The sequence below is a fragment of the Streptomyces sp. CA2R106 genome, assembly GCF_037034245.1.
Classification (GTDB): Bacteria; Actinomycetota; Actinomycetes; order Streptomycetales; family Streptomycetaceae; genus Actinacidiphila.
In genome coordinates this window covers 63,502-86,123 of the sequence record NZ_JBAGKC010000031.1, presented here as the reverse complement: position 1 = coordinate 86,123, position 22,622 = coordinate 63,502, and the positions used below count along the sequence as shown (strand labels likewise).

At 73.3% G+C, this 22,622-nt stretch carries 18 protein-coding genes; 10 read left to right on the top strand and 8 right to left on the bottom strand.

Annotated features, from left to right (window positions below; translation table 11 throughout):
- Positions 1-64 precede the first annotated feature (64 nt).
- From WA788_RS30390 to rpmG, 3 genes are all read right to left on the bottom strand, one after another.
- Positions 65-2,500, bottom strand: a complete 2,436-nt coding sequence (locus tag WA788_RS30390) for a hypothetical protein (RefSeq protein ID WP_335982770.1) — start codon at positions 2,498-2,500, stop codon at positions 65-67.
- A gap of 571 nt (positions 2,501-3,071) precedes the next feature.
- Positions 3,072-3,332: a type B 50S ribosomal protein L31 gene (locus tag WA788_RS30385; protein WP_335982768.1), complete on the bottom strand. Its 261-nt coding sequence runs from the start codon at positions 3,330-3,332 to the stop codon at positions 3,072-3,074.
- Positions 3,333-3,337: 5 nt separating this feature from the next.
- Complete coding sequence (gene rpmG / locus WA788_RS30380) at positions 3,338-3,502, bottom strand: 50S ribosomal protein L33 (RefSeq protein WP_055610751.1); 165 nt, start codon at positions 3,500-3,502, stop codon at positions 3,338-3,340.
- A gap of 122 nt (positions 3,503-3,624) precedes the next feature.
- On the opposite strand from rpmG, the gene WA788_RS30375 reads away from it, so the two are divergent.
- Both WA788_RS30375 and WA788_RS30370 read left to right on the top strand, forming a co-directional pair.
- Positions 3,625-5,463: an ABC transporter ATP-binding protein gene (locus tag WA788_RS30375; protein ID WP_335982765.1), complete on the top strand. Its 1,839-nt coding sequence runs from the start codon at positions 3,625-3,627 to the stop codon at positions 5,461-5,463.
- A complete protein-coding gene (locus WA788_RS30370; RefSeq protein ID WP_335982764.1) occupies positions 5,460-7,361 on the top strand; it encodes an ABC transporter ATP-binding protein in 1,902 nt (633 codons plus the stop codon). The genes WA788_RS30375 and WA788_RS30370 overlap by 4 nt, the downstream gene beginning before the upstream one ends.
- A gap of 359 nt (positions 7,362-7,720) precedes the next feature.
- On the opposite strand, the gene WA788_RS30365 is transcribed toward WA788_RS30370, so the two are convergent.
- Positions 7,721-8,419 carry an SDR family NAD(P)-dependent oxidoreductase gene (locus tag WA788_RS30365; protein ID WP_335982763.1) on the bottom strand — a complete coding sequence of 233 codons (699 nt, stop codon included), beginning with the start codon at positions 8,417-8,419 and terminating at the stop codon, positions 7,721-7,723.
- Positions 8,420-8,532: 113 nt separating this feature from the next.
- On the opposite strand from WA788_RS30365, the gene WA788_RS30360 reads away from it, so the two are divergent.
- Positions 8,533-9,597: a helix-turn-helix transcriptional regulator gene (locus WA788_RS30360; protein WP_335982762.1), complete on the top strand. Its 1,065-nt coding sequence runs from the start codon at positions 8,533-8,535 to the stop codon at positions 9,595-9,597.
- Positions 9,598-9,850: 253 nt separating this feature from the next.
- Positions 9,851-11,053, top strand: coding sequence for a serine hydrolase (locus WA788_RS30355; RefSeq protein WP_335982760.1), 1,203 nt, complete (start codon positions 9,851-9,853; stop codon positions 11,051-11,053).
- A 119-nt stretch (positions 11,054-11,172) separates the two neighbouring features.
- Here the strand turns inward: WA788_RS30355 and WA788_RS30350 are convergent, their stop codons facing one another.
- The 3 genes from WA788_RS30350 to WA788_RS30340 all read right to left on the bottom strand — a co-directional run bounded on the left by WA788_RS30350 (position 11,173) and on the right by WA788_RS30340 (position 13,585).
- Positions 11,173-12,180, bottom strand: coding sequence for an NADPH:quinone reductase (locus WA788_RS30350; protein ID WP_335982756.1), 1,008 nt, complete (start codon positions 12,178-12,180; stop codon positions 11,173-11,175).
- A gap of 155 nt (positions 12,181-12,335) precedes the next feature.
- Positions 12,336-13,205, bottom strand: a complete 870-nt coding sequence (locus WA788_RS30345; RefSeq protein ID WP_335982782.1) for a Gfo/Idh/MocA family protein — start codon at positions 13,203-13,205, stop codon at positions 12,336-12,338.
- 2 nt (positions 13,206-13,207) lie between these two features.
- Positions 13,208-13,585, bottom strand: a complete 378-nt coding sequence (locus WA788_RS30340) for a 5-carboxymethyl-2-hydroxymuconate Delta-isomerase (RefSeq protein WP_335982753.1) — start codon at positions 13,583-13,585, stop codon at positions 13,208-13,210.
- A gap of 220 nt (positions 13,586-13,805) precedes the next feature.
- On the opposite strand from WA788_RS30340, the gene glnII reads away from it, so the two are divergent.
- Complete coding sequence (gene glnII / locus WA788_RS30335; RefSeq protein WP_335982751.1) at positions 13,806-14,825, top strand: glutamine synthetase; 1,020 nt, start codon at positions 13,806-13,808, stop codon at positions 14,823-14,825.
- A 168-nt stretch (positions 14,826-14,993) separates the two neighbouring features.
- Positions 14,994-17,078, top strand: coding sequence for a hypothetical protein (locus WA788_RS30330; RefSeq protein WP_335982748.1), 2,085 nt, complete (start codon positions 14,994-14,996; stop codon positions 17,076-17,078).
- A gap of 93 nt (positions 17,079-17,171) precedes the next feature.
- On the opposite strand, the gene WA788_RS30325 is transcribed toward WA788_RS30330, so the two are convergent.
- Positions 17,172-17,705 carry a GNAT family N-acetyltransferase gene (locus tag WA788_RS30325; protein WP_335982746.1) on the bottom strand — a complete coding sequence of 178 codons (534 nt, stop codon included), beginning with the start codon at positions 17,703-17,705 and terminating at the stop codon, positions 17,172-17,174.
- Between the two features lie 273 nt (positions 17,706-17,978).
- On the opposite strand from WA788_RS30325, the gene WA788_RS30320 reads away from it, so the two are divergent.
- From WA788_RS30320 to WA788_RS30305, 4 genes are all read left to right on the top strand, one after another.
- Positions 17,979-18,935, top strand: a complete 957-nt coding sequence (locus WA788_RS30320; protein ID WP_335982744.1) for a hypothetical protein — start codon at positions 17,979-17,981, stop codon at positions 18,933-18,935.
- Positions 18,936-19,180: 245 nt separating this feature from the next.
- Positions 19,181-20,476 (top strand): extracellular solute-binding protein, encoded by a 1,296-nt coding sequence (locus WA788_RS30315; protein ID WP_335982742.1) that lies wholly within the window; start codon positions 19,181-19,183, stop codon positions 20,474-20,476.
- A 182-nt stretch (positions 20,477-20,658) separates the two neighbouring features.
- Positions 20,659-21,657: a carbohydrate ABC transporter permease gene (locus WA788_RS30310; RefSeq protein WP_435132981.1), complete on the top strand. Its 999-nt coding sequence runs from the start codon at positions 20,659-20,661 to the stop codon at positions 21,655-21,657.
- Between the two features lie 13 nt (positions 21,658-21,670).
- Positions 21,671-22,516: a sugar ABC transporter permease gene (locus WA788_RS30305; protein ID WP_335982740.1), complete on the top strand. Its 846-nt coding sequence runs from the start codon at positions 21,671-21,673 to the stop codon at positions 22,514-22,516.
- Positions 22,517-22,622: the final 106 nt, after the last annotated feature.

Genomic DNA, 22,622 nt, shown 5'->3' with positions numbered 1-22,622 from the left:
GCGTCATGGGCCGGGCCTGCCGGGTGCGGTGTGGTGCGGGTGCGGAGGCGGGCTGGGGGGCGGGTCACGAGGTGCCCGCCGTGAAGGTGACGATGGTGGTGACGTCCCCGCCCGGGGTGGGGGTGCACGCGTCGGAGGAGCCGGCGCACGGGCCGGTCCAGCTGCCCGGGAGGTAGCCCGGGCTGATGACGGTGCCGATGCCGGCCGAGCCGGTGGTCGAGGTGCTGCCGGACGACGTGCCCGAACCGTCGGTCGTGCCGGTGGCGCCGCTGGTGCTCCCCGCGGTGCTCGTGCTGCCGGTGCCGCCGGTGTCCGCGCTCCCGCTGCTGGTGGTCCCGGTGGTGCTGGAGCCGTCCGTGGCCGCGGGGTCTCCGTGGGCTTCGAGGCGCAGCGGCGTCTTCGTGTCGTAGTAGCGGACGGTGCAGGGGGCGGCCTGGTCGCAGGTGGTGACGGCGCCGTCGGAGCTGATGTCGACGTAGCCGTGGCGGCGCCCGTCGGCGTCGGGGGCGACGGTGACCTTGACCGTGGCGAAGGCGCGGCCGGTGAGACGGGCGGTGCTCTTGCCGCCCTTGCCGTAGCTGACCGTGAGGGTGTCTGCGCGGCTGCCGAGCGCCGTGGGTGCGAACCGGACGGTCACGCTGCAACTGCCGCCTGCGGCGAGTCCCTTGGCCTGCGCCGGGGTGCCGCCGGCCTCGTCGTCGAGGAAGCCGGGCGCCGTGGTGGCCTCGGTGTGGCACGAGCCCTGCGTGATGGCGAAGTCGGAGCGGGCCGAGAGGGAGATCGCGTCCAGGGCGACGGATCTGCTGTTGGGGTTGGTGATGGTGAGCTTGGCGACGGGCGCGGTGCCGGACGGGCCGGCGTGGACGTCGCCGTAGTCCGCGGTGCCCTTGATCGTGAGGGGGTGCAGCTCGGTGTCCGGGTCGGTCGGCGCACCGGTCGCGGCGGGGTCGGTGCTGCCCGGGGCGCCCTGGGTGCCGGTGCCGTCGTACCGCCGGGGGCCGGGCAGGCCGCCGGACGACGCCGGGCCGCCCTTCGCGCCGGCCGCCGAGGTGCCGCTGTGCCGGCTGGCGCCGCCCACACCGCCGAGCCCGTCGCGGCCGACGGCGCCGACCGCCACGGCGACGCCGGTCGCCAGGACCGCGGTGGCGGTCCCCACCCCGACCAGTGCTCTGCGGCTGCGGCGCCGCGCCCGGGCTCTGCGCCGCCGGCCGGTCGAGCGTCCGATGCCCGACAGCCGCTTGCCGAGCAGGGTGCGCGCGGCGCCCGCGCCGCCCGTGTCCCGGGTGCCGCCGCTGCTGCCCGCGGCGAGCGCCAGATTCGCCCGGGTGTCCTCCGCCGCGGGGCTGTTCCCGAGGCGGGTGCGCCTTGTGTGCAGCTCCAGCGCGTGGGTCAGCGCGGCCATGGCCGCGCCGCGGCGGCCCTCCAGGAGGTGCAAGGTGCCCTCCTGGTGGGCGAAGTGGGCCTCGGCGACCGGGTCCGGCAGCCGCTGCGCCGCGATGCGCCCGATGTCGAGTGCCCGCTGCCAGGACCGCCAGTGGCCCTGGAGGCACAGCACCGGTTCCACGGTCAGGGCGAGCGCGACCACGGTGTCCCACGCGCCGTGGCTCGCTGCCGCGTCCAGCAACGGCACTGCCACGTCGGCGGCTTGCCCCGCCTCCTCGCTGCCCGGATCGCGCGCCTCGATCCAGCCGGCCAGGGCCCGCAGGGCGGTGCGGAGGTCGAGGTGGGGGTGGAGCAGCCGCAGGTAGGGCTCGGGCAGGCCGGTCGGCAGGCCGAAGCGGTCGCCGTGCTTCTCGGCGAGCCCTCGGGCGCACAGCTGCTCGAACCGCTTGGTACCGGGCTCGACTTCGGCCATGGCCGCGACGAGCCGGGCCGGCAGGTGGGCGCCGCCCAGCAGCGCCAGGACGGCCAGCACCCGTTTGGACCGCGGGCCGAGCACGGCGATCGCCAGTTCGTCCAGCACCTCGGGGTCCGGCTCCACCTCGCACGCCAGCTCGGCGATGCCCCGGCCTTCGTACCGCACCAGCGCGGCGGCTTGGCGCAGCGCGAGGGGTCGGCCGCCGAGTGCGGCCACCAGCCGGTGGGACGGAGGGAGTTCGGCGCCCGCGACGATCCGGCCGAGGAAGCGGGAGAACAGGGTCACCGCGTCCTCGGCGGCAAGGCCCGGCAGGGGGTGCGAGACGCCGAGCCGCCCGACGCCCGGCCGGACCGCGCCGATCAGCACCGCGCAGCCGCGTAACGCGTCGCGCAGTTCGGCGATCTGCGGCGGGTCGTATCCCACGTCGTCCAAGGCGACGACGGCGACGACCTGTTCGAGGGCGTGGCGGCACTCCTCGGTGCTCAGCCGGGGTGCCCCGGGCGGGTATTCGTAGAATTCGCGGACCAGGTCCTGGAGGAAGTCCTCGAGGTCGGCGGCGCCGGCGCGGATATATGCGTCCGGTGCGACAGCGCGCAGCAGGGAGGTCTTTCCCGATCCGCACGGCGCGGTGAATTCGACCATACGGCGCGACCGCACCACGCTGCGCAACAGACCCAGTTGTTCTTCCCGCCCCACGAGTGTGCCCACGACACCCGTGTGGGGGTGGCGCACCCGGCGCTCGGGCAGGAGCAGGGCCGGGTCGTCCGGGCTGCCGCCCCCGTCGTGGCCTCCCCCGCCGCGCCCCCCGCCGCGACCGCCGCCGCGCCGGCCGGTCTCGGGCGCGGCGCGCTCCAGCCTGATGCCTTGGCCGCGACCGCCGACCGACAGGCGGAACTCCCCGAAAACGAACCCTTCCATTTCTGCCCCCGGAACCCCTGTTTCCCCGGTCATCCCCGGCTTCCCGGACGGGAATGAACGCGGCGCTCCCTGCGCCACGCGAGAACCACGCTACGGGCTGCGTCCGCCGCCATGCGCAAAGTTATCCACAGCCCGCGGGAGAAGTCCGATATTCAGCCCATGAGTCCGGCTGATGCGAGGGAGGGGGCGCGGACGCGGCGAGGCCCGGCACGTCGGACGTGCCGGGCCTCGTGGCCGGTCCGTGCGGGGGCGGGCCGTCTCCGGTCCGCGCCCCGCCGGCGGGCGGGGCGGGGGCTCACCGCTTCTCGGGTTCCGGGCGGCCGTAGCGGCGGTTGAACCGCTCGACGCGGCCGGCGGAGTCCATGACGCGCTGGGTGCCGGTGTAGAAGGGGTGGCTCGCCGACGAGACCTCGACGTCGAAGACCGGGTAGGTCCGGCCGTCGGTCCACTGAATGCTCTTGTCACTGGTGAGCGTGGAACGGGTCAGGAAGGCGTCGCCGGAGGCGCGGTCGCGGAAGACGACGGGGCCGTAGGCGGGGTGGATGGAGGGCTTCATGGCGTTCAGCGCTCCTCTCGGAAGTCGACGTGGCGACCCGCGACGGGGTCGTACTTGCGGAGGGTCATGCGGTCGGGGTCGTTCCGCCGGTTCTTGCGGGTCACGTAGGTGTAGCCGGTGCCCGCGGTGGACCGGAGCTTGACGACGGGACGCAGTTCGTTTCTGGCCATGCCATCATTATACGACTTTGGTTTTCATTTTCAAGAGGTCCCTCACCCGCTGGCCGGTGGGCGATACCTCCTGACCGCATAACGCGTATACGCCGCCGAACAGTCCCTTTAAGGTCGGCTTGGTGACAGTCGACGCCCCAGCCGTATCGCCGCGGCCTGCCGCCCCCTCCCCCGCGGACCCCTCGTCGGCGGCCGGTGCGGTGGAGTGGCCGTCGGCCCGCGCGCTGCTGTGGGGGGCGCTGCGCTCCCGGCGCCGGGACCTGGTGGCCGCGTCGGCGCTCTACAGCACGCACCAGCTCGGCGAGTCGATGGTGCCGGTGGTGGTCGGGGCGACGGTGGGCCAGGCCGTCGCGGGCGGCGGCCGGTGGGCGATCGCGCTCTGGCTGGGCGTGCTCGCCGCGGACTTCGTCCTGCTGTCCCTATCGTTCCGGTTCGGCGCCCGCGCCAGCATGCGGGCCAAGCAGCACACCGGGCACGTCGTCCGGATGTGGGTGGCCGAACGGGTGCTGCGGCCGGCCGGCGGCGTACGGCTGGCCCCCGGCGACCTGCTCACCCGCGCGGCCAGCGACGCCGGCCGGGTCGGCGCGTTCGCGGGGGTCGTCGCGCAGACGGTGGCCGCGGTCGCGGTCCTCGCGGTGTCCACGGGGCTGCTGCTGTGGTTCTCGCTGCCGCTGGGCGCGGTGATCCTGCTCGGTACGGCGCTGCTGCTCGTGGTGCAGGACAGGGTGGCGGGGCGCTTGCGGCGGCACAGCGGTACGGAGCAGCACGAGGCCGGGCGGGCGGCGGTGCTCGCGGAGGATCTGGTGCGCGGCATGCGGGTGTTGAAGGGGATCGGGGCGGAGCGGACCGCGGCGGCGGAGTACGGGCGGGCCAGCCAGGTCGCGTTGGGCGCGTCGCTGCGGGCGGTGTCGTCGCAGTCGCTGCTGTCGGCGGTGGGAACGGCCTTCACCGGCGGGTACTTGGCGGTGATCGCGGGAGTGGGCGGGTGGCTCACACTTTCGGGTCGAATGGGTTTGGGCGAGTTTGTGGCGGCTTTGGGATTGGCAAGATTCGTGGTGGGACCGATGCAGGTGGTGTCGGGGGCGAGTGCGGCGTATGCGCGGGCGGTGGCGTCCGCGGGGCGGGTCCTTGAGGTCGTGGAGATACCGGAAGAGGTGCGGGACGGCCTCGATCCGGGTGAGTGGGCAGACGGGCGGGTCGTGGTGTCGGAGGTCGAGGTGGAGGGGTTCACGGGAGTGTCGTTCGTCGCCGAGCGCGGCGAGTTGACGGGGCTGGTGGTCGATGTGCCCGGGGTCGCCGGGCGGATTCCGGGGCTGCTGGTGCGGGAGGGCGAGCCCGGGAGCGGGCGGGTCGAGGTCGGCGGGAAGGAGGTGGGCGAGGTGGCGTTGGCGGATCTGCGCGCGCGGGTACTGGTGTCGCCGCATGACGCCGTGTTGTTCCCGGGCACCATCGCGGAGAACATCGCGCTGCTCGCGCCCGACGAGAAGGCCGCGGAGCGCGGCACTTGGGCGGCGTTCGCGGACCAGGTGATCGACACGGTGCCCGGTGGGGCGCAGGCGCCCGTCGGCGACCGCGGGGAGAGCCTGTCCGGCGGCCAGCGGCAGCGCGTCGCCCTCGCCCGCGCCCTGGCCGCCGATCCGCCGGTGCTGGTGCTGCACGACCCGACGACTGCGGTGGACGCGGCCACGGAGGACCGTATCGCCAGCCGGTTGCGGGAGTTGCGGGCGCGCGACGGGCGGACCTCGCTGCTGGTGACCACCAGCCCGGCGCTGCTCTCCCGCTGCGACCGGGTCTTCTTCCTGCGCCCCGCGCCGAGCAGCGCGCCGGCAGCGACGCCCGCGGGCGAGGGTGCGCCGGTCGCGCCGCACGGAGCCCCTGGCGGCCGGCTCGCGGCGGACAGCGGCACCCACGCCGAGCTGATGCGCGACAACGCCGCGTACCGGGAGCTGCTGACCCGATGAACGCCACCGGCTCCACCGCCAACTCCCCTGCCACCACCGCCGACGCCTCCTCCGATACCTCCGACGCCTCCGGCACCGCCGCCGCGGAGGCCGTCGACATGTCGACGAAGCCCCGACCACTGCTGCCGGTCGCCGACGGCCGCCGGACCCGCGGATATCTGCGCGGCGTCCTGCGCAGGCGCCGGGCGCTGCTCGCCGCGACCCTGGCCGTGATGATCGCCCAGAGCGCGCTCGGTCTCGTCGGACCGATCGCCATCGGCCGGGTGACGCAGGCGGTCGTCGACGGCCGCGGCACATCGGCGGTGATCGGGCCGGTCGTCCTGCTCGCCGTGGCGGCGGTGCTCGGCGCCCCGGCCACCTGGGCGTCGAACGTCCTGCTCGCCCGGGTCGTGCTGCCGGAAGTGGCCGAGTTGCGCGAGGAGGTGGTCGGCACGGCGCTCGGCCTCCCGGTGGACACCGTGGAGGCGGGCGGCAGCGGCGACCTCGTCTCGCGCGTGTCCGGCGATGTGGAGCGCGTCACCGAGGCGGCGCAGGGCGGCTTCGGGAGTTTCGTGTCGGCGGCGCTGGCGATCCTGGCCACCCTGGTCGGACTGGCCTCGCTGGACTGGCGGTTCGCGCTCGCCGGGCTGCTCGCGGTGCCGCTTCAGGCGTACACCCTGCGCTGGTACCTGCGCACGTCCCGCCCGATCTACGCCGCCGGCCGCACCGCCGAGGGCCACCGCACCTCCACGCTGCTGGGCGCGTTCGGCGCCCTGCCGACCGTACGGGCACTGCGCCTGGGCCGCCGCCAGTACGCCCGGGTCGAGGAGGCGTCCCTTGAAGCGGCGGGGTACGAGTTCAGGGCCATCCGCACCGCCACCCGCTTCTTCGGGCGGCTCAACGTCGCGGAGTTCATCGGGCTCGGCGCGATCCTGCTCACCGCCGCGGTGCTGGTCCGGTCCGGTTCGGCGAGCGTCGGAGCGGCGACCACGGCCGCCCTCTTCTTCGTCGGGCTCTTCGACCCGATCAACATGGTGCTGGGCGCGTTCGACAGCGTGCAGCAGGCCGCGGCGGGGCTGGCCCGCCTGATCGGGGTGCTCGACGCGGCTCCCGCGAGGACCGCCGGGGCGCCCGAGCCACGTCCCGCGCCCTCGCCCGCACCGGCGCTCCCCCGTACCCGGCCCGGGCCGCCCGTCCTCCGCCTCGAGTCGGCGGACTTCGGCTACGGCGAGGGGCCCGACGTCGTCCACGGGGTGACCGTGCGGATCGAGCCGGGCCGTCATGTCGCGGTGGTGGGCACCACCGGGTCCGGCAAGTCCACGATGGCCACGCTCCTCGCCGGCCTGCGGACGCCCCGGCGCGGCAGCGCGACGCTGGACGGGGTGCCGCTCACCGACCTCTCCCCCGCCGAGCTGCACCGCACGGTCGCGCTCGTCACCCAGGAGACCCATCTCTTCGCCGGCACCGTGGCCGACAACATACGCTTGGCGCGGCCCGAGGCGTCCGACACGGAGGTGGGCGCCGCCCTGGAGGCGGTCGGCGCGGCCGGATGGGTCGGCGCGCTGCCGGACGGCGCCGCCACGGTGATCGGTGCCGGCGGCCACCACCTCGGCCCCAGCCAGGCCCAACACCTCGCCCTGGCCCGCCTGTTCCTGCTCGATCCGGACGTGGTGGTGCTCGACGAGGCCACGGCCGAGGGCGGCAGCGACTCCGCGCGACTCCTCGACACCGCCGCTGCCCGGGTACTGCGGGGGCGCAGCGCGCTGCTCGTCGCCCACCGGCTCGCGCAGACCGCGACGGCGGACACGATCCTCGTCATGGAGGCAGGGCGGGTGACCGAGCAGGGCACCCATGAGGAGTTGCGCGCGGCCGGGGGCACGTACGCGGTGCTGTGGGACGCCTGGTCGCGGCCGAGCTGAGCGCGCGGGCGGAGCCCCTGGCCGGCCGGCTCGACAGTCACCCGTGCCGGACCCGGGCGGGCCGGGCGACGAGCGACGAGGGCGTGCGATGCCGGCTGGGTGCGGCGGCGGCCCGGGGTGCTCCAACTCGCTGCCGAGCAGCGGCTGTCGCTGGACGGCACGGCCAAGTACGGGCTGCCCCAAGACGGTCGGCCGTCTCGGGCCGCGTGATCGGGCAGGTCGGCGAGAACCGGTTCGGCGGCATCCTGGCTGCGGCAGGCACGATCGGCAGCAGCTGGTAGCGCACCGGGGGATCGCCCCGCTCGCCTCCGACGCGCTGTTGCACGCGGGACCCCTACCCTCCGTGCCCCGCACCCGCGTCAGGACCAGGCGATGTCACCGTAGCGGTCGACGAAGCGCCCGCTGCCCGCGCCCGGGCCCTCGGTCGCCAGCGCGACGATCGCGTCGGTGCCCTCGGTGACGGTCTGGGTGCCGCGGTGGTCGTTGAGGTCGGTCGCGGTGTAGCCGGGGTCGGCGGCGTTGACGCGGATGTCGGGCAGGGCCTTGGCGTACTGCGTGGTCAGCATGGTGAGCGCCGCCTTCGACGCGCAGTACAGCGGCACGACCACATGGAACTCGGGCCGGGACGGGTCGTGGGTGAAGGCGAGCGAGCCCATGCCGCTGCTGACGTTGATGATGGCAGGGTCGTCCGACCGGCGCAGCAGTGGCAGGAACGCGGCAGTGGTGCGGACCGCGCCGGTGACATTGACGTCGAAGACGGCTCGGGCGTCGGCGGCGGTGAGTTCGCCGGGACCGCCGGACGGGCCGTGCACGCCCGCGTTGTTGATCAGGACGTCGATCCGGCCCTCGTGGGCGGCGATGTCGGCGGCAGCGGCGGCCACGGACGCGTCGTCGGCGACGTCGATGGGGACGTAGCGCGCGCCCACTGCCGCGGCTGCCTTCTCGCCCAGGGCGCGGTCGCGCGCTCCGAGGAGGACGGTGTGGCCCTGTGCGACGAGGCGGCGGGCGGTCTCGCGGCCGAGGCCCTTGTTGGCTCCGGTGATGAAAGTGATCGTCATGGGTTCGATGGTGCCGCCGGCCGGAGGGGCCGACCAGGGACGGTTCGACGGTAGGAACAGCCGTACCACCTTCGTGGCTGCCGCTCCGTTTCCGGGTGCGCGAGCATGGAAGCATGGACGACGTGCGCGGCAGGGACAGCACACCGACGGCAGCCGGAGGGGCGGGCCGCCCGGCGCCCGCGGCCACGCCGGAGCCGACACCCGGGCCGGGACTCGGGCTCGGGCTCGGGCTCGGCGCGACGATCCGCACCTGGCGCGACCGCCTCCCCCCGGCCGCCGTCGGCCTGCCCGTCGCCCACGGACGGCGGGCCACCGGGCTGCGGCGCGAGGAACTGGCCGACCTCGCCGGGGTCTCGGTCGACTACGTCGTACGCCTGGAACAGGGGCGCGCCACGACTCCCTCGTCCTCCGTGGTGGCCGCCCTCGCCCGCGCCCTGCACCTGACCACCGCGGAGCGGGACCACCTCTACCGGCTGGCCGGGCTGGTCCCGCCGGTGAACGGCACGGTCTCCGACCACCTCCCGCCCGGCATGAACCGCGTGCTCACCCGCCTCCAGGGCACGGCCGCCGCCGTCTTCGCCGCGGACTGGCAGCTGCTGTGGTGGAACCGCGGCTGGGCCGCGCTGATCGGCGACCCGTCCGGCGCGCCCCCGCAGCAGCGCAACTTCGCCCGCGACCGCTTCCCGGTGGAGGGCAGCACCAGGGTCCTGTCGCGGTGGCCGGTGATCGAGGCGGACCGCCCCGCCACCGACGCCGCCGTGGTCTCCGACCTGCGCCGCGCCACCGGGCGCTTCCCCCGGGACCGCCGTCTGGCCGCGCTGATCCGCGACCTGACCGCGGGCAACGAGCGGTTCGCCGAGCTGTGGGCGGCCGGCACGGTCGCCGCGCACCGCGAGGACCACAAGAGGGTCGAGCACCCGGTGGTCGGCACCGTGACGGTGGACTGCGACGTCCTGACCGACGGCGACTCCGAGCTGAAGGTCGTCATCATGACGGCCGCGGTCGGCAGCGAGGACGAGACCCGGCTGCGGCTGAGCATCGTCGCAGGATCGGACTACGGGGCCGAACACGACAGCGCGCCCGCATCAACCGGCACGTCCGCGCCGAGCGCCGGGCTCCCGCCGGGCGCCGCCCCCTCATCCAGCACGGGGACCGCGCCCACCGCACCAGTGCGCTGATCGTCACCGCCCGGTCACACGGCGACAACACCCCGCTCGTAGCGTCAGCCGCACGCCGGTCGGCACCGTCCGGCCCCGCGAAACACCGCGCACGGACGCGTCGGGCGGGCACCTCCCGCAGGCACCCCCGCCCGTAGGCGCCCCCACCCGTAGGCGCCCTGGCGCGGGCACCCGCGGGCGCCCCGGGCATGTCTCAGACGATTGCCACCCGGCTCTCAGAGGAACCCCAGAAACCGTTCCTAGGGTCGGTGGCATGGAACAGCGCAGACCGTTGGCGGACCGCGAAGGCGGGGGGTGGGCGGCCATGGCCGGCACACACGGCGACGGTACGGGCGCGGCCCCGGTCCCACCGCGAGCGGAGGAGGACGCCGGCGCCCCCGAGCCCGCCACGCGGCTCGTCGCCCCCGGCGCGATACCCGCGGCGGCTGCGACCGGCTCCGCGCCCGCGCACGCCGCCGCCCGCTCCTGGACCCGCCCGCTGCTGATCTCCGTGACCGCCCTCGCCGCGATGGCCGTCCTCACGCTCGCCACGATCGTGCAGTCGCCGTCGGCGAAGGCGGGTTCCGACATCAACACCAACACCACCACCGACACGGCCACCCCGAAGGCCGGCGCCAGCCCGTCGAGCCCCTCGGCCTCGGCTTCCACCACGACCTCGCCGACCGACGTGTCCGCCACCGATGCCGGTACGGCCGACACCGCGGCCACGACCACCGCCTCGACCCAGGCCGCCGTCACCTCGGCGGTCCGCGCCCTCGGCGTCAGCGGCAATGTGTCCGTCGCGGTCACCGATGCCGGTTCGACCGCCGGCACGAGCTCCGCCGCGACCTACGCCACCGGCGCGACCTCGTACGACACCGCGAGCATCGTCAAGGTGGACATCCTCGCCACCCTGCTGTTCCAGGACCAGAAGGCCGGCACCCAGTTGACGGCAAGTCAGAAGGCGCTGGCCACCAAGATGATCGAGGAGAGCGACAACAGCGCGGCACTCGAACTGTGGCGCACCATCGGCCGCAAGGCGGGACTGGCCACGGCGAACGCGTCCTTCGGGCTGACCCACACCGTCGGTGGCGACAACGACCTGTGGGGGCTGACCCAGACCACCGCGGGCGACCAGATCGCCCTGCTGCACGCGGTGTTCGACAGCGGCTCGCCCCTGTCGTCCACCTCCCGCGCCTACATCGCCGGGCTGATGCGGTCCGTCGTCGCCGGTGAGCGCTGGGGCGTGTCGGCGGCCGACACCGACAGCTCCGGCTACGCGCTGAAGAACGGCTGGCTCCAGCGCAGCGCCACCGGGCTGTGGGACATCAACAGCATCGGCGAGGTGACGTACGACGGGCACCGGCTGCTGGTCAGTGTGCTGTCGTCCGGGCAGCGGACCGAGCAGGGCGCCATCGACCAGGTCGAGCAGGTCGCCCAGGCCGCGGCGAAGGCGTACGTCGCCTCCGCCGCCTGACCGCCTGACCGCCCGGCCGCCGCAGTCCCCAGGCACCGGCCCGACCGCCCGCACCACAGCAACGCACCGCATCGCACCGCACCGCACCGGCGGCCCGGGATCAGCCCGCCGCCCCGCACCTACCCGGCCACGTCGATCAGCACCTTCCCGACCGCCCCGCCCCGCACCGCCTCGTGCGCTTCCGCGGTCCGCTCCAGCGGGTAGCGGTGGAAGGGCAGGCCGACCTCCGGCCCGGCCCGCAGCGCGTCGTCGGCGAGCGCGGCGGACACCGCGGCCACCGCTTCGTCCTTCGCCTCGTCGGGCACCGTGTAGAGCAGCAGGCCCTGCCAGCGCAGGTTCTGGGCCATGGAGGCACGCACCGGCGCGGTGAACTCGCCGGCGTCATTGGCGTAGAACGCGATCACCGCGTTGTTCGCCGTCACCGCCGTGTCCAGGGCGGCATTGTGCGCCGGGGCGACCTCGACCACGATGTGCACGCCGTCGGGCGCGAGGGCGCGGATCTCGGCCGCGGCGTCCTGCTCGCGGTAGTTGACCACATGGTGCGCCCCCGCCGCCGTGGCCAGCGCGGCCTTCTCCGGGCTGCTGACCGTGGTGACGACGGTGGCGCCGGCCCAGCGGGCGAGTTGGATCGCCGCGTTGCCGACCGCGCCCGCGCCGCCGGCGACTAGGACCGTACGCCCGGCGAGGGCGCCGGGGGCGAGCCGGACCGGGCCGAACTCCGCGACGGTCAGGGCGCGGTGGGCGGTGATGGCGGGCACCCCGATGCTGGCGCCGAGGTCGAAGGAGGCGTGGTCAGGCAGCCGGACGGCCTTGCGCGCCGGGACCGTGGTGAACTCCTGCGCGGTGCCGTCGGGCCGCTGGTAGGCCGACTCCCACAGCCAGACGCGCTCGCCGACCCGCTCGGCCGGCACGCCCGCGCCGACCGCGTCGATCACACCGGAGCCGTCCTGGTTGGGCACCTGCGGATGCTGCGGGGAGGTGTTCTCGCGCGACTTCCAGTCCGTCGGATTGACCCCCGAGACATGGACCTTCACCCGCACTTCGCCGGGCCCGGGTTCGGGCACCGGCCGGTCGGTGAGGGTGAGGACATCGGGGCCGCCGCTGCTGCTGTAAACGATCGCCTTCATGCCACTTGCGAACCACGCCCGGCGCACGTCTCTTCCCGATCCGGCGCACCTTCGCCCGCATTCCCCCGGATGGCCCAGCGCGCCCGGCCCCGCGCCCCACCTGCCCGCGCGCGGGCCGCAGTTACCGGGTCACCAGGTCGCCAGGTCGCCGAAGGTCAAGCGTCGAGTGCCCGCTCGGCCGCCGCCAGGATCTCGGTGACCCGCAGCCCGAACCGGGCGTCGCAGGCGTGCGGCGCACCGCTCGTCAGCGCGTCGACGGCCCGGGCCAGCGCCTCGGTCGGCGGGCTGCCGATGTCGGCGGGGAACGTCGCGATCCCGGGTGCGCCGCGGAACTCGATCGCCACGCCGGCGCCGGGCGGCGGCGAGGTCAGCGTCAGCACGGCCGTGCTCGACGCGCCCGAGGTGTGCCGCAGCGTCAGGTGGACCAGGTCCGCCGGGCCGCGTACCGCGTGCACCTCGGTGACGTCGCCGAGCACCGGCAGCAGCACCGACAGGGCGTGCGGGCCGACGTCCCACAGCCCGCCCTTCTCGCGCCGCCACGGCGAGTCGGCGTAGGCGCTGGCAGCACCGCCGAAGACCGCCCCGTACCAGTCGGCGCGGCCGGTGAACCACGGCCCTGCGGCGGCCTGCTGCTCGATCCACGCCGACGTGCCCGCGCCGAAGCGCAGCGTGAAGAACACCACCGAGCGCACTCCGGCGGACGCCACCGCGTCGGCCACCTCGCGCGCCTCCTCGACGGTCGCGGCCAGCGGCTTGTCCAGCAGCAGGTGCTTGCCGGCCCGCGCGGCCCGCACCGCCAACGGCGCCTGCACGGACGGCGGCAGGGCGATCGCCACCGCGTCCACGTCGCCGATCAACGCGTCCGCGTCGCCGTACGCGTGCCCGCCGAACTCCCGGGCCAGCTGCTCGGCGGCCTCCGGGCGGCGGCCCCACACCCCGGCCAGCTCCACGTCCGGGTGGGCGGCCAGCGCGGGGGCGTGCGCCTTCAGCGCCCAGGGTCCGGTGCCGAGCAGCCCCACGCGCAGCGTCATGACCGCACCTGCGCGGGCGTGTCGTGCCGGGCGTACGTCTCGCGGTCCAGCTCGCGTACGTCGACCGACAGCTGGAGTTCGGCCTCCGGCAGGGGCCGTACGGTGTCGCGCAGCGCCGCGAGCACCGCCTCGGCCAGTTCCCGCCGTACCCGCGTGGGGCGGCCGGACAGGATGCCCACCTGCGCGTGGACCATCGAGTAGTGCGGCGAGCCGTCGGCGATGTACGTCTCGTCGAGCCGGACGAAGCGGGTCTTGCAGCCCTCGGCGCGGCCGCCGGCGACCCGCACCAGGGCCTCGTGCAGGCCCTTGGCGAACTGCGGGCGGTCGAAGGTGTCGGCGAGGTTGGCGGAGTACTCCACGATGCTGTGCGGCATACCCTCGACCCTACCCGCGCCCGGCGTGCTCCGGACGGCGCGCCACCCCTGTCCCGCCTGCACCTCACGGCGGGGTTCCCGCTGGTCACGGCGGGCAGTTCACACGTGGTTAACAGCCGGGCAACGGCGGGGAAAAGCGCTGTTGGGACGCTGCCTACCGGCCCGATCAGCGCGGCTCGGTGCCGCACCCGCGCTCACGTTCGTTAAGGATGGCGTCACCGTGACCTACAAGGCTGAGTACATCTGGATAGACGGCACCGCGCCGACCGCCAAGCTCCGCTCGAAGACGAAGATCCTCGCGGACGGCGCCGAGCTGCCGATCTGGGGCTTCGACGGCTCCAGCACCAATCAGGCCGAGGGCCACGCCTCGGACCGCGTACTCAAGCCGGTCGCCACCTTCGCCGACCCGATCCGCGGCGGCGCGGACAAGCTCGTGCTGTGCGAGGTCTTCAACATCGACGGCACCCCGCACGAGTCCAACACGCGCGCCGCGCTGCGGGAGGTCGCCGAGAAGTTCGCCGGCCAGGAGTCGCTCTTCGGCATCGAGCAGGAGTACACGTTCTTCCAGGGCTCGCGCCCGCTCGGCTTCCCGGAGAACGGCTTCCCGGCGCCCCAGGGCGGCTACTACTGCGGGGTCGGCGCCGACGAGATCTTCGGCCGCCCGGTGGTGGAGAAGCACCTGGACAACTGCCTCGCCGCGGGCCTGGGCATCTCCGGCATCAACGCCGAGGTGATGCCCGGCCAGTGGGAGTTCCAGGTCGGCCCGCTCAGCCCGCTGGAGGTCTCCGACCACCTGTGGGTCGCACGCTGGCTGCTGTACCGCACCGCCGAGGACTTCGGCGTCTCCGCCACCCTGGACCCCAAGCCGGCCAAGGGCGACTGGAACGGCGCGGGCGCGCACACCAACTTCTCCACGAAGAAGATGCGCGAGAGCTACGAGGCGATCATCGAGGCCGCCGAGGCGCTGGGCCGCGACGACAAGCCGCTGGAGCACATCAAGAACTACGGCTCCGGCGTCGAGCACCGCCTCACCGGCGCCCACGAGACCGCCCCGTGGAACGAGTACAGCTACGGCGTGTCCAACCGCGGCGCGTCGGTGCGCATCCCGTGGCAGGTCGAGGTGGACCAGAAGGGCTACATCGAGGACCGCCGCCCGAACGCGAACATCGACCCGTACGTGGTGACGCGGCTGATCGTGGACACCTGCGGGACCGCGCTGGAGAAGGCCGGGCTGGTCTGAGCCGAGCCGGACGCCGTAGGGCCGCGCCGGTCCGCGCCCGGTCCCGGGCCGCGGCCGGTCCGCCGTACGCCGCCTGAAGGGCGCCCCGCCGGATTCGGTGGGGCGCCCTTCACACGTTCGTGTGACGCCCCCGGGTGACCATCGCATCAACGGCTCGTTCGACACTGCGTGAAGACGCAAGCGGCATCCGGCACCTCCTCCGCATCCTCCCGCGGCTCGTCCGCCACCATCTCGGTCGCACAGGCCGAGGCGGCACTGGTCGAGCACTACCCGCGGCTGGTCCGGCTGGCGTACGTGACGCTGCCCGCCGACCTCGGCAAGCACCGCCGGGCGCTGGCCGCGCACCGGCTGGTGCAGTCCGCGCTGCCGACCTCGCCCGCGCCCTCCCGGCAGGGCGGCGCGTACGGGGTGCTGCGGGTGCGGGTGCTGCGCGCGGCGCTGGAGTTCGGCGACCAGGGACGGCTGCGCGCGGCGCTGGAGAACGTGCGGCCGCCGCAGCTGACGGGGCTGCGGGCGCATCCGCAGGCAGGCGGCGACGCCGAGGCGGCGCTGTACCGCGCGCTGTCCTCGCTGCCGGCCCCGGCCCGGGCGGCGTACGCGCTGATGTCCGCCGAGGCGCTGGGCGAGCCGGACGCGCGCGGTGTGCTCGACGCGGCGGGCGTGGTCGACCCGCGCGAGGCGGTACGGCTCGCGGCGGGCGTGAAGGTGCCCGCCCGGAGCGGCGCGGTGCCGGGCGTGGTGACCGGGGTCGTCACGGGCGCGGGCCTCGACGCCGGTCCGGGGGCGGCTTTCGGTACGGACGCGGGGGGCGGCCGCGCCGACACCACGACGGGCCCGGTCGCGGGCCGACGGCTGCTGGCGTCGGGCGAGTTCGACGCCTGCACGCTGCAACTGCGCCCCACCGACCTGCTGCGGCGCCGCCGCCGGGGCCGGATCGCGGGCACGGCCGCCGCGGTGGTCGCCGCGGGCGCGCTGCTGTTCGCGGTGGTCGGCGGCGGCTCCTCGACGGAGCACTACGCGGCTTCCGGGACGCCCGGCGCCGACCCGCGCGCGCTGGACCCGGCCGCGCTGGTGAAGGTGCCGGCGGCCGGCTGGAAGGCCACCGCCCGGCTAGACTTCTCCGCCTGGCCCGCGCGGGGCGACCGTACGAAGGACACCGAGCTGCTCGGCCGGGCGCTGGCGGTGTGGGCGAACCCCGGTTCCTCGGTGGACGTCAGCGCCACCCCGGGCACCCCGCGCACCGGGCCCACCCAGCCGCCGCAACTGCTCTTCGCCGGGGACGAGGACGCCGCGACCGTGGTGATCTTCTACGACGGGCTGCGGGTGGTGCGCTACGCGCAGCCGAAGAGCGGTACGGGCCGGGCCGCGCTGGACTTCGCGCAGGCGCAGAACGCCGACCTGACCACCTCGGCGGCGCTGCTGGTGGACCGGGTGGATGGCAACGCCCGTTTCCTCACGGCCCCTTGGGTCACGCAGGCGAGCACCCGCGACCTGTTCCGCCCCGGCCAGGACGCCGCCGACCTGCACCGCAGCGCGGACGGCGTGACCGACCCGGTGCCGATGCCGGGGCCCAGCGCCGCGTCGAACGCGACGGGTTCCGCGGCGTGCGGGACGACGTGGCCGGTGATGGAGCTGCGCTCCTCGGCGTCGATCGGCGCGGAGAAGTCGTTCCTGGTCGCCGACCTCGGCGACCTCGCGCCGGTGCACCTCACCTACAGCCCGCCGTCGTCGGTGGGCGGCGCGGTGGCACCGCGGGAGGCCACGGGGTCGCAGGCGCTGGCAAGTTGGGCGCACAGCGCGTGCCGGCTGGTCGAGCTGCGCGGGCAGGGCGTGAAGGCGGTCGACGACTGGGAGTTCGCGGACACCGCGCTGCCCGAGGGCGCGGGCGACGCGTCGTGGACCTGCGACCGGGCCGACACCTGGCGCGGGCCGGGCATCGCGCTGGTGCAGTTCGTGCCGCCGGCCGCGAAGACGGCGGAGCTCGGCACGCTCGCCGGGCAGCAAGCCGACGGCAACGCGTGCAGCCGCTACGACCAGCACGTGATGGCCGGGGTGATGTGGAAGTCGCCCGCCGACCGGTGGTACCTGCTGGCGGCCGGCAGCCGCGACACCGCGTCCATCAAGGCGACGAACGGCGTCGAGGCCACGTCCCAGGGGGCGTTCCTGTCCACCCCGGCGGCGCGGGGAACGCGGGCGACGCTCAGCGGCCGGCTCGACGACGGCACCGCGCTGTCCCCCCTGGGCGACGACTAGGAATCCGGGCGGGCGGGGGCTGGACAGGCGGGGGCCGGCCAGGCGCAGCTCAGGCGGTCGGCCGCCGGGCGGTCCTCCGCAGGTCTACGCGGCCTAGGCGGGCCTGGCGGCGGGGGCCGTGGCGGAGGGCGGCAGCGGGGACGGCAGCTTGGGCATGCGCAGTTGCATGGTGACGTGGTCGTCCTTGCGGCCGTCCTCCTCCCAGCCCTGCTTGACGTAGAAGGCGCGGGCGCGGGCGTTGGGGGCGAAGACCTGCAGGCGGGCCAGCCCGATCCCGGCGGCCTGCCACTCGGCGACGCACGCCTGGTGCAGCGCGGTGCCGGTGCCGGTGCGCCACACCTCCGGGTCGATGTGGAAGTGGAACAGCTCGTCCCCGTCGAAGCGCGCGCCCAGGACGGCGAAGCCCACGAGGTGGTCCTGCCGGGTCGCGCACAGCACGATCCGGTCCCGCGCGGCGATGGCGCGCGCGGTGCCTGCCCGCTGCCGCTCCAGCTCGGCCGGGCCGCTGTACAACTCCGTTGCCAGGTGGCCTTCGTAGTACGTGGCCCTGGCGCGGGCATGGACGCCGCAGATCGCGTCCAAGTCCTCGATCGAGGCGTGCCGGATCGTGGCGTGCGGGGTGCTCATGGGTACATGGACGCGCAAGATGCCCCAAAGGTTCCCCCGTTCCCGCCAATCGTGACCCGTCTCACTTTGAGAAGCTCCCGTGAAGGGTTTGGTCACAACTTGTCCTCACTGTGCGGAAGTTGTGCAGACGCCCGCCTTGGCAAGGCTCACATTAGGCTCTGATAAGCTCTTTTTATTCGCCCAGTTGGCACGTCCGTCAAGTCAAATCACTCTATCAGGTGATTAGTTGCCGTTTTCGGACGCGCACGTCAAATGATCGAATACGGTCACTCCATGGTCACTTCACGACACGAAGCGTCGCATCGGATCTTCCAGGGCCGACCTGAGTTGATCACCCCCGTCTTCGGCGTCCTGGGGGTGCGGATACCGCACAACCCGGTCGTCGAGGTGCTGCCCACGGACGTCACCGAGATGCACCCGGTCGAGCGCCGCGTGGACACCGTCCTGCGGCTCCAACCGGACGACGGCACGCAGGGGTTGATCCTCGCGATCGAGGCACAGGGGCGCCGCGACGAGAAGAAGCCGTCGAGTTGGGGGTATTACCTGTCGTACTTGAGCGCCAAGTACGACTGCCCCACGCTTCTTCTGGTCGTCTGCCAGGACAAGACGACCGCGGAGTGGGCCGCGGGACCCTTCCACCACGGGTGGGGCGGGTGGACCGCGCTCACCGTCCGTCCGCTGGCGCTCGGCCCCGGGAACATCCCGCTGATCACCGACAGCGATCAGGCGGCCGAACACCTGGCGTTCGCCGCCTTCTCGGCCATCACGCATGGCCGCCACCCGAACAGCGCGGACATACTGGAAGCACTGGCGAAGGCCCTCGCCACGGCGGACCAGGAGTCACGCGACTACTACTCGGAAATGCTGGAAATCGGCCTCGGGGAGAACACCCCGGCACAGGATCTCTGGAGCAAGCTCATGAAGAACGGAAGCTACTTCCCCGGCCGCGGCACCCTCGCGGAGCGCAAGTTCCTGGAGGGCAAGAGCGAAGGCACGATCGAGGGCAAGGCAGAGGGCAAGATCGAGGGCAAAGCCGAGGGCAAGGCGGAGGGCAAGATCGAGGGCGTGGCCGAGTCGGTGCTGCTCGTGCTGGAGAGCCGCGGGATCGACATCCCGGACGAGACCCGCGACCGCATCCTGCGCCACTCGGACCGAGAAGACCTCATGCGCTGGCTGACCCGCAGCTTGACGGTCACCACGGCCGGGGAACTCTTCGAGGACACCGTCTGACGCCAACTGCGTTACTGCGGACGGCACTTCGCCGGATCGGGGGTTCCCGGTCCGGCGGAGGTGTGTGAGGGGTGATTCGGCGGCAGCGGTGAAGGATCTTGCAGAAAGTTTCTTGCAGAGTCTTTCGCAAGACGTTGCACCGCTGTTACGGTCCTGCCCAGCCCGAGCGGACACCGGCCTGTGGGATGGGGCCGGGGAGCCGCCGGATCGGGTGAACGGGCACTTCCCTCATCAAGGAGTCAGGTATGCGACGCGGCATATCCGTCGTGGCGATGGCCGCGGCCATCGTCCTCGGTGCCACCGCCTGCGGTGGCGGCAGCGGCAGTGGCGGCAGCCAGGACAGCGGCAAGGCGAAGGACCCCGCCCAGGTGTCGGGCACGGTCACCTACTGGGACACCTCCGACGCGAAGGTCGAAGCGCCGGCCTACAAGGCGCTGATCGCCGACTTCGAGAAGAAGTACCCGAAGATCAAGGTGAACTACCAGAACGTCGACTTCTCCACGGTGGAGCAGAAGTTCAAGACCGCCGCCCAGAGCGGCAAGGGCGCGCCCGACGTCATCAGGACCGACGTCGGCCTGATCCCGGAGTACGCCTCGCTGCACTACATCGCCCCGCTCGACGGCACCACCGCCCTCACCGACACCGGTGACTTCGTGGCCGGACCGCTCAACACCACGAAGTACGAGGGCAAGTCGTACGCCGTGCCCTCCGTGACGGACACCCTCGGGCTGCTCTACAACAAGAAGCTGTTCGCGCAGGCCGGTATCGCGGCGCCCCCGACCACCTGGGACGAACTGGTCGCCGACTCCGCGAAGATCAAGGCCAAGACCGGCGCGACCGGCACCTACATGAACCCCGACTCGTACTTCCTGCTGCCCTTCCTCTTCGGTGAGGGCGCCGACCTGGCCGACCCGTCGGCGAAGAAGGTCACGATCAACTCCCCCGAGGCGGTGAAGGCCGTCACCGAGGCGAAGAAGATCTACGACTCCTCCTCCGTGAAGATCGACTTCGCCAACGCCTACGACAACATGCAGACGTCGTTCAAGACCGGCAAGGTCGCCATGCTGATCCAGGGCCCCTGGTCGGTGGGCGACGACCTGACGGGCTCGGCGTTCAAGGACGCCGCCAACCTCGGCTACGCGTCCGTGCCGGCCGGCTCCACCGGCAAGCCGCTCGCCCCGACCGGCGGCCAGGACCTGGCGGTCTACCAGGGTTCGAAGAACCTCTCCGCGGCCTACCTGTTCACCCAGTTCATGACCTCCACCAGCAGCCAGGAGCAGATCGCCGTGAAGAACGGCACGCTGCCCACCCGCACCTCGGCGTACACCGCGCAGGTGCTCAAGAGCCCGCAGATCGCCGGGTTCAAGCCGATCCTGGACACCGCCCGCCCGCGGGTGGCGCTCCCCCAGGTCGGCAGCCTGTTCACCCCGCTCCAGCAGGAGTACATCAAGATCCTCCAGGGCAAGGCGAGCGTGCAGAGCGGACTGGACTCCGCGGCCAAGCAGTTCGGCAAGCTGCTGCCGGACTACGCGGTGCAGTAGCGCCCCCCGGCTCCGGGCCGGCCGGCGGAGGTCTCGCCCCCGCGCCACGCGGCGGGCGGGCCCACGCGCCCGACCGGCCGGCCCGGTCCCTCCAACCACCCCCGCACCCCCGGACGGTGCACCCGCAGGAACGCACCCCGCACCCCGCACCACGCCCCAGGCAACGACAGAGCCGAGGAGAGATGACCACCGCCACCGTAGAACGGGCCGAGCGCCCCGGCCGCCCCGCGCGGTCCAAGGAACCCGGGCCGGGCCTGCTGAAGTCCCTCGCCCGCGCCTGGGACAAGCACTGGTACGCCTGGGCGATGGTCGCCCCCGTCGTGATCGTCCTCGGCGTCCTGGTGCTGTACCCGCTCGGCTACGGCGTCTACCTGTCCTTCACCAACGCCACCGCGCAGAACGTCGCCACCAACATCGGTCCGGTGCACGTGCCGGCCAGCTACCACTTCGTCGGCCTGCACAACTACTGGCAGATCCTCTCCGGCGCCGACGGCGACTTCTACCCGCGGCTGGAGTGGACGGTGATCTGGACCGTCGCCTGCGTCGGGATCACCTACTCCATCGGGCTGGGCATGGCGGTGCTGCTCAACCGGCCGATGCGGTTCCGGCTGGCCTACCGGCTCGCGCTGATCCTGCCCTGGGCGGTGCCCGCGTTCGTCGGCGTCTTCGCCTGGCGGCTGATGTTCAACTCGCAGTACGGCGTCTTCAACGACGTCATCAACCTCGTCGGGCTGCCCTCGCAGGACTGGCTGGGCACGCCCTTCGCGCAGAAGGTCGCCGTCATCATCGTCAACGTGTGGTGCGGTGTGCCGTTCATGATGGTGGCCATCCTCGGCGGCCTCCAGGCCATCCCCAACGAGCTGTACGAGGCCGCGGAGATGGACGGCGCCTCGCCGTTCCAGCGCTTCACCAACGTGACGGTGCCCGGACTGCGCCCGGTGACCAGCACGGTGGTCCTGCTGAGCACCGTGTGGACGTTCAACATGTTCCCGATCATCTACCTGCTGCTGGGCAGCAACACCAGCGGCGACACCGACATCCTGGTGACCTTCGCCTACGAGAAGGCGTTCGTCGGCATCTCCGACTACGCGAGCGCGGCCTCCTACGGCATCGTCATCCTGCTGATCCTGGTGGCCTTCTCCACCTTCTACCGCAGCCGCGTCAAGACCGAGCAGAGCTGAGGAGCCGTCACCCATGAGTGCCACCCTTCCCCGCGGCCGCGGTCAGCGCAGCACGGGCGCCTCGCTCGCCCTGCACGCCACCCTGATCGCCGCCAGCGCCGTCGCGGTCTTCCCGGTGCTGTGGATCGTCTTCATCTCGCTCGGCCCGGACAGCGCCTGGCAGCAGCCCGGCCAGGTGATCCACCACCTGGACCTGTCCAACTACCGGTTCGTGCTGCTGCACAGCGGCTTCCCGCACTGGATGCTCAACTCGGTGATCGTCGCCGGGGCCACCATGGTGCTCGGCGTGTTCATCGCGGCCAGCGCCGGCTACGCGATCTCCCGGATGAAGTTCCCCGGCCACCGCCAGCTGATGTGGGTCTTCCTGGTCACCCAGATGTTCCCGGTCGCGGTGCTGATCGTGCCGCTGTACAACCTGATGGCGCGGCTGGACCTGCTCGACAGCTACCTCGGCCTGGTGCTGGTGTACTGCACCATCGCGGTGCCGTTCTGCGCCTGGATGCTCAAGGGGTACTTCGACACCATCCCCCGGGAGATCGACGAGGCGGGCCGGATGGACGGCCTCAGCCCGTTCGGCACGTTCTGGCGGCTGATCCTGCCGCTGGCCCGGCCGGGCCTGGCCGTCACCGCGTTCTACAGCTTCCTCACCGCCTGGGGCGAGGTCGCCTACTCCAGCCAGTTCATGAAGACCCACTACACGCTGGCCGCGGGGCTGCCCACGTACGCGTCGAACATCCGCGCCAACTGGGGTGCGATGACGGCCGGTTCGGTCCTGATCGCGATACCGGCGGCCGTGGTCTTCCTGCTCGTCCAGCGCCACCTGGTCACCGGCCTGACCGCCGGCGGCACCAAGGGCTGACACCCCGGGCACCTCGGACCCGCCGCGTCCGCGCCCCCGTCACGCCGGCGGTACACCCCCCGTACACCCGGCGGCCGCACAACCTCGCACGACCGCACGCCACTTA